This window comes from Viridibacillus arenosi (assembly GCF_001955655.1).
Lineage (GTDB): Bacteria > Bacillota > Bacilli > Bacillales_A > Planococcaceae > Viridibacillus > Viridibacillus arenosi.
Window position 1 is genome coordinate 196275 of the sequence record NZ_MSPW01000007.1, and the last position, 6301, is coordinate 202575.

8 protein-coding genes are annotated in these 6301 nt (G+C 37.3%); 6 read left to right on the top strand and 2 right to left on the bottom strand.

The features are described from left to right. Positions 1–4 precede the first annotated feature (4 nt). The 5 genes from truA to BK137_RS14355 all read left to right on the top strand — a co-directional run bounded on the left by truA (position 5) and on the right by BK137_RS14355 (position 3791). The gene (gene truA, locus BK137_RS14335) at positions 5–754 is read left to right on the top strand and encodes a tRNA pseudouridine(38-40) synthase TruA (protein ID WP_038179132.1); all 750 of its coding nucleotides are present in this window, start codon (positions 5–7) and stop codon (positions 752–754) included. A gap of 172 nt (positions 755–926) precedes the next feature. Beyond that, positions 927–1364, top strand: coding sequence for a 50S ribosomal protein L13 (gene rplM / locus BK137_RS14340; protein WP_038179134.1), 438 nt, complete (start codon positions 927–929; stop codon positions 1362–1364). A 21-nt stretch (positions 1365–1385) separates the two neighbouring features. Next, positions 1386–1778, top strand: coding sequence for a 30S ribosomal protein S9 (gene rpsI / locus BK137_RS14345; protein WP_038179136.1), 393 nt, complete (start codon positions 1386–1388; stop codon positions 1776–1778). 158 nt (positions 1779–1936) lie between these two features. Then, positions 1937–2650 (top strand): N-acetylmuramoyl-L-alanine amidase, encoded by a 714-nt coding sequence (locus tag BK137_RS14350; RefSeq protein WP_038179138.1) that lies wholly within the window; start codon positions 1937–1939, stop codon positions 2648–2650. 79 nt (positions 2651–2729) lie between these two features. Then, on the top strand, positions 2730–3791 hold the full coding sequence (locus BK137_RS14355; protein WP_038179140.1) for an Mrp/NBP35 family ATP-binding protein: 1062 nt from the start codon (positions 2730–2732) through the stop codon (positions 3789–3791). 58 nt (positions 3792–3849) lie between these two features. Here the strand turns inward: BK137_RS14355 and gerD are convergent, their stop codons facing one another. Next, positions 3850–4449, bottom strand: coding sequence for a spore germination lipoprotein GerD (gerD, locus tag BK137_RS14360; protein WP_038179142.1), 600 nt, complete (start codon positions 4447–4449; stop codon positions 3850–3852). A gap of 150 nt (positions 4450–4599) precedes the next feature. Between gerD and BK137_RS14365 the strand changes: the two genes are divergently transcribed. Then, positions 4600–5280, top strand: coding sequence for a KinB-signaling pathway activation protein (locus tag BK137_RS14365; RefSeq protein WP_038179191.1), 681 nt, complete (start codon positions 4600–4602; stop codon positions 5278–5280). A 169-nt stretch (positions 5281–5449) separates the two neighbouring features. Here the strand turns inward: BK137_RS14365 and BK137_RS14370 are convergent, their stop codons facing one another. Continuing rightward, positions 5450–6103 (bottom strand): hypothetical protein, encoded by a 654-nt coding sequence (locus tag BK137_RS14370; RefSeq protein ID WP_038179144.1) that lies wholly within the window; start codon positions 6101–6103, stop codon positions 5450–5452. Between the last annotated feature and the right edge of the window lie 198 nt (positions 6104–6301).

Consider the following 6301-nt stretch of genomic DNA (forward strand, 5'->3'; position numbering starts at 1 on the left):
AACGATGAAAAGAAGAATGAAAGCTACAATCACATATGATGGAACGAATTTCTCAGGTTACCAAGTGCAACCTGAGAAACGTACAGTGCAAGAAGAGCTTCAGAAAGTACTTACCGTCATGCATAAAAATGAGATTGTCCAGGTGACAGCAAGTGGGAGAACAGATGCTAAGGTGCATGCAACAGGCCAAGTAATCCATTTTGATACGACACTGTCCATTCCTCTTGATCGTTATGCACAAGCATTAAACGTTCAATTGCCGAGAGACATCCGAATTGTTCAAATAGAAGAGGTGTCTAATGACTTTCACGCGAGGTTTAGCGTCCATGGTAAGCGATATCGCTATATCTGGTCGTGTGAAGCCGTACAGAGCCCTTTTAGACGTTTTTATGCGACACCTTCCAATGGTGTAAAGCCAAATGTTATGGCTATGCAAGAAGCAGCACAGTATATTCTAGGGACACATGATTTTTCGTGCTTTTGTGCAGCCAATACAAGTGTGAAAGATAAAGTGCGTACTGTTGCAAAGTTAGACTTTGAATGGCATGGTGAGGAATTGCATATGACAATTGAAGGAAATGGCTTTTTGTATAATATGGTGCGAATTATTGCAGGTACTTTATGGGAAGTCGGAATTGGTAAACGCCAAGCTGATGAACTTGCCTCAATTATTGCTTCAATGAATCGAGGAAATGCCGGTAAAACCGCGCCACCACACGGATTGTACTTAGAATCTGTGTTCTATAACGACTGAAGCAACATCACCAGGTGTTTTTGGTTAAGCACTTGACAAAAGTTGTTATTCGTTATAATATGACATATGGTATTTTCATTACCCCACTCGATAAGCCCCGAATCTTATAGTGTTGTGGATAAAGAAAACAATTGGAACAGAAAATAGAAACAATTAGTAGGAGGATACTAACATGCGTACAACATTCATGGCTAAAGGTCACGAAGTAGAGCGTAAATGGTTAGTAGTTGATGCAGAAGGCAAAACTCTTGGTCGTTTAGCTTCTGAAGTAGCTGCTATCTTACGCGGTAAACATAAAGCAATTTTCACACCAAACGTTGACACTGGGGATCACGTAATCCTTATCAACGCTGGTAAAATCGAATTAACAGGTAAAAAATTACAAGATAAAATTTATTACCGTCACACTCAATTTGCAGGTGGTTTAAAAACTCGTACTGCAGGTGAAATGAAAGAAAAATATCCAAAACAAATGCTAGAATTAGCTATCAAAGGGATGCTTCCTAAAAACTCTTTAGGTCGTCAAATGTTCACTAAACTTCACGTATACGCTGGAGCAGAACACCCACACGCAGCACAAAAACCAGAAGCATATGAGCTTCGCGGATAATCATTAGAGGAGGAAATACCCTTGGCACAAGTTCAATATATCGGCACAGGTCGTCGTAAAAGTTCTGTAGCTCGCGTACGTTTAGTACCAGGCGAAGGAAATATCGTTATTAACAACCGCGACGTTGAAAACTACGTCCCATTCGCTGCTTTACGCGAAATTATTAAACAACCATTAGTAGCAACTGAAACAGTTGGAAGCTACGACATTCACGTTAACGTGAATGGTGGTGGATACACAGGTCAAGCTGGCGCAATCCGTCACGGTATTGCACGTGCATTACTAACAGTTGATCCTGATTTCCGTCCAGCACTTAAATCAGCAGGTCTACTTACTCGTGACCCACGTATGAAAGAACGTAAGAAGCCAGGTCTTCGCGGCGCTCGTCGTGCACCTCAATTCTCAAAACGTTAATCATTCGTTTATGCGAATTCAAACCGTCCCATTTTTATGGGGCGGTTTTTTGTTTTAAAATACAAGAAGTTATATATAAATGATATTTATACGCTTATCAATACGACATATCGTCCAATCTTATGGCATATATTAATGCAAAAGGGCGGTGTCGTTATTTGAAGCGGTGGCTTATTTTAGGGACAATTTTACTTTGTTGTATACTATTTGTTGTATATGGAGTAAAAGCATCAGATCGGGGATTTTTCATCTCAGAAACTCTTGGTGGAGTGAAAATAGTAGTAGATGCTGGGCATGGCGGGATAGATGGCGGTGCATCTACGGCGGATATTATTGAAAAAGATATCACACTTGCCATTGCGCAAAAGGTAGAGAAGAAGTTAAAGAAAAAAGGTGCGACTGTATTTATGACTCGTACTAAAAATGGTGATGTTATTGCCGAACATGCTTCAGATCAAAGTTACAACACATTGCGTGAACGTAAAAGAGAAGACATTTTTTTAAGAGAACGACTTGTAGCTAAGCAAAAACCGGATCTCTTTATAAGTATTCATGCTAACGCAATTCCAGAAACGAAGTGGAGAGGTGCACAGGTATTCTATCATGCAAATGGGCATCCCGGTGGTGAGTTTTTGGCAAAAGAAATTCAGTCTTCTATTCGAGAGAATTTGAAGAATACAAAACGAGAAGCGCTGTCTATTAAGCAAGTATATTTATTGAAAAAAGCTACGATGCCTTCTGCACTTATAGAGACAGGCTTTCTCAGTAATCCAGAAGAACAAAAATTACTTACATCACCGAATTACCAAGATCAAATGGCAGATGCAATTGTCCAAGGAATTGAGCAATACTTTGAGATTAATATTGAATAAAGCAACTCGTAGACCTAATTCATACCCTTTGTGATATACTAAAATTCGAAAAAAGATATTTACTAGAGGAGTGTCTATTGTGATTAATGAACAACAAGTCCGTGAATTAGTCGGAGAACTAAAAGATCCTTTTTTACATAAAACATTAGCAGAAACAAACGGTATTACGAATGTCTCAATAAAAGAAGAAAAAAACCATGTAAGTGTGAAAGTGGCGATTGCTAAAACTGGTACACCAGAACAAATGCAATTACAAATGCAAGTTGTAGATGCATTGAAAAACGCTGGAGTGGAAACTGTAGGTATTCGTTTTGAAGAACTTCCTCAAGAAATTTTAGAACAATTTCGTGGTACAGCTACAAGAGCAGAAGCTCAAGATGTATTATCTCCACTTAATAATGTTAAATTCATTTCAATCGCTTCAGGTAAAGGCGGTGTAGGTAAATCAACAGTATCAGTTAACCTTGCTGTAGCTCTTGCACGTCTTGGCAAAAAAGTCGGCCTAATTGACGCTGATATCTATGGTTTCAGTGTGCCTGATATGATGGGTGTACAGACAATGCCAGTGGTAGAAGAAAACCGTATTATTCCGGTTGATCGCTTAGGTGTGAAAATGATTTCTATGGGCTTCTTTGTTGAAGATAATGCACCGGTAGTATGGCGCGGACCAATGCTTGGAAAAGTATTAGACCAATTCTTCCGCGATGTAGAGTGGGGCGAGCTTGACTACTTACTATTGGACTTACCTCCAGGTACAGGGGATATTGCACTTGATATTCACCAAATGCTACCTGAATCAAATGAAATCGTTGTGACAACGCCACATCCTACTGCAGCGTTTGTAGCAGCTCGAGCAGGCGCAATGGCAATTAAAACTGATCATAACATCCTTGGTGTTATTGAAAATATGTCTTGGTTCCAATCAAAAGTATCTGGCGAACGTGAATTCGTCTTCGGCGAAGGCGGCGGTCCTAAATTGGCTGAAGAACTTCGCACAGAATTACTTGGTCAGATTCCATTAGGTCAACCTGACTGGAATGATGTTGATTTTGCACCATCTGTTTATGCAAAAAATCATTCTACAGGTCAAATTTATCTTGATATCGCTCGTAACGTAATTGGAAAATTAGAAGAAAAATAATTACTAAAAGAAGCGGGACCCTATAAAAGGTCCCGCTTCTTTTTGTTAATCATTACTGTCATTGTTTCTGTTTATCGCCACTGGACTCATCGCCACTTTTACCACCCTTTGATTTCTCTCCACCACCACCTGATTCACCGGCAGATTGAATCAGTTTGAGCCATTTTTCTTGTAGAAGTGGGCTTTCAATTGTTTCAGCAATAATTTTTTCTAAATTTTCTTTTGAATTTGCTGATTTTAAAATCTTCTCGAGCTGTTTTTGCATATCGGGCTGACCAAAAAATTGTTCAAGATCTTTTTGGAATGAAGCATCTTTAATTAAGTCCTTCATAACGCCTTCTTGTTCCTTCTTCATACTTTTAGCAAATGTTTCACGGAATTTTGGATCTTCAAACTGTTTCTTCCAATATTCTTCAGATTTTTTGGATAGCAATGTTTCCTCAATTGCTTTTTTTACTTCTTCATTTTCCAATATAACTAAATCCCGAAAGCTGTTATCTTCTAGAAGCTGTCGTATTGCTTTTTTGCCATCTTCAGATTGCAGTGCATCGAGCATTATTTTCTTTACTTCATCATAGGACTGTGTATTTTGTTGGTTTGCAGAACAACCTGCCAAGAAAACGATGAAGCAAAATGAAAAGACGATCCTTTTGGCCATTCTAATCCCTCACTTTCTTCATATTGCTTTCAATTATTGTTCACAATTAACGAAGTAATATGTATTGATTTGCAGGAGAAATAGATTTTTTGCGGATTCGTTGTTAGAATGAAACAAGAAATTGTTTTTATAAACGGAGGACTTTTAGTCGTGACGATACGAAATTGGTTTAAATTTTTCTTAAATGCAATGTTGATCGGTGGTTCTATTACAGGAGTTTTTAGTTTATTCATTAGATGGAACGACTTTTATGCTGTGCATTTCTCTAATGGAGAATGGGCAGAGTTCTTTTCAGGAATTATTTGGTTTGTTATTTTAGGTTTTACAATGAGTGTTATTGCGCAAATGGGGTTCTTTGCATATTTAACTGTGCATCAAATTGGAGTGAACATTTTCCGTTCTTTAACATTATGGAATTGGGTACAAATGCTAATTATAGTTGTTACGTTAGTTGATTTGGTATTGTTACGCTTCAAACCATATGCTCATACTGCTCAAGATTGGCTCTTGTATATAGTTTTATTGCTTGTCTTATTGGCAGGATCAATTGCAACAGCTATTCAAAAGACAAGGCTAACAAAGAAACACGTTCTCATTCCAGCCTTATTTTTTATGATTGTTGTAACCACTCTAGAATGGTTAATCGCGTTATGGGTACGTACTGACGGTGGTGATGAATACGTAACGTTATTACTATTCCCGCTTTTAGCAGTTAATGCTTTCCAATTGCTGGTTTTGCCGAAGTATAATGCAAAGTCAGATGAAGATCGATTAAAACTGGAAGAGCGTCGTAAAGCACGTCGATTAGCCGAAGCATCTAAAGTGAAGTAATAAGTAAAGTGATGTCCTTGTATAGATGGACATCACTTTTTTTGTGAAAAAACATTAGTATTGGACTAATAGTATTGAAACGTCATAACATGCTTTGTTTTTTAAAATTAGTGAATCATAGACAGTGTTAAGTAATAATTATCCCTATCTCTTGTGAATGAAGACTCTCTTAAGGGAACTTCTTATCCTTTACTTCGTAGCCAAAGATTGTCTTTTCTAAAGTAGAAAATTCGTATTTAGCGCGCAATTCATCAATTTTTTTAAAACTTATACGTTCTTCTTGATGCATAGGAGCAGTAATAATATCTCCTTTTACAAGTATAGGTAGTTTATCGGTCGACCATACTTTAGTAGATCCGAGCATATTAATTTGTTCTTGCCATAAATGTTGACGCATATCACTAGGGAATAGTTGGTCCTTTGTTCTAAACCATAATGGCTTTACGCCAAAATGCTTTTCATAAATAGCGATTTCTTCCTCCAAGGCCAGTAGGTTACTTTCATAATATGTGCTTTCTTTTCCTAATAATCCAGTTGGAATCTTTTTCTCTTTAATTAATTGTAAAATCGCAGGGGAACGATTAATCCAATCCTTATCTAATAGTAATAGAGGATAAGGGGGAGACAAAACCTTTACCCATTGCTCCAGTTCCTGATCTCCGAATGAAACATCAATTGTTAACGTTTGACCATAAGTACCTTTTGCAATTACATCTGGACCATCTGTTACATTAAAAACTTCTAAAAGTTTCTCTTTCGTAGGTATAAGTAATAAAAAAACAACCAAAATAAAACTACTAAAAATGATAGTTTTCCGCATCATATCAACGCTCCCACTCATTTTTTATTATCACTAAAAAAATCCCCTATTACTTTTTTATGATAATGTGTTGACAATAATGCAAAAAGGATGATAAGATATGGAAGTCGTCAAAACAACACGACAAAATGAACCTTGAAAACTGAACATGCAAGACGTTAATCAATAAATGTTTTTGAACATCAACTCTGTTGGTGGATC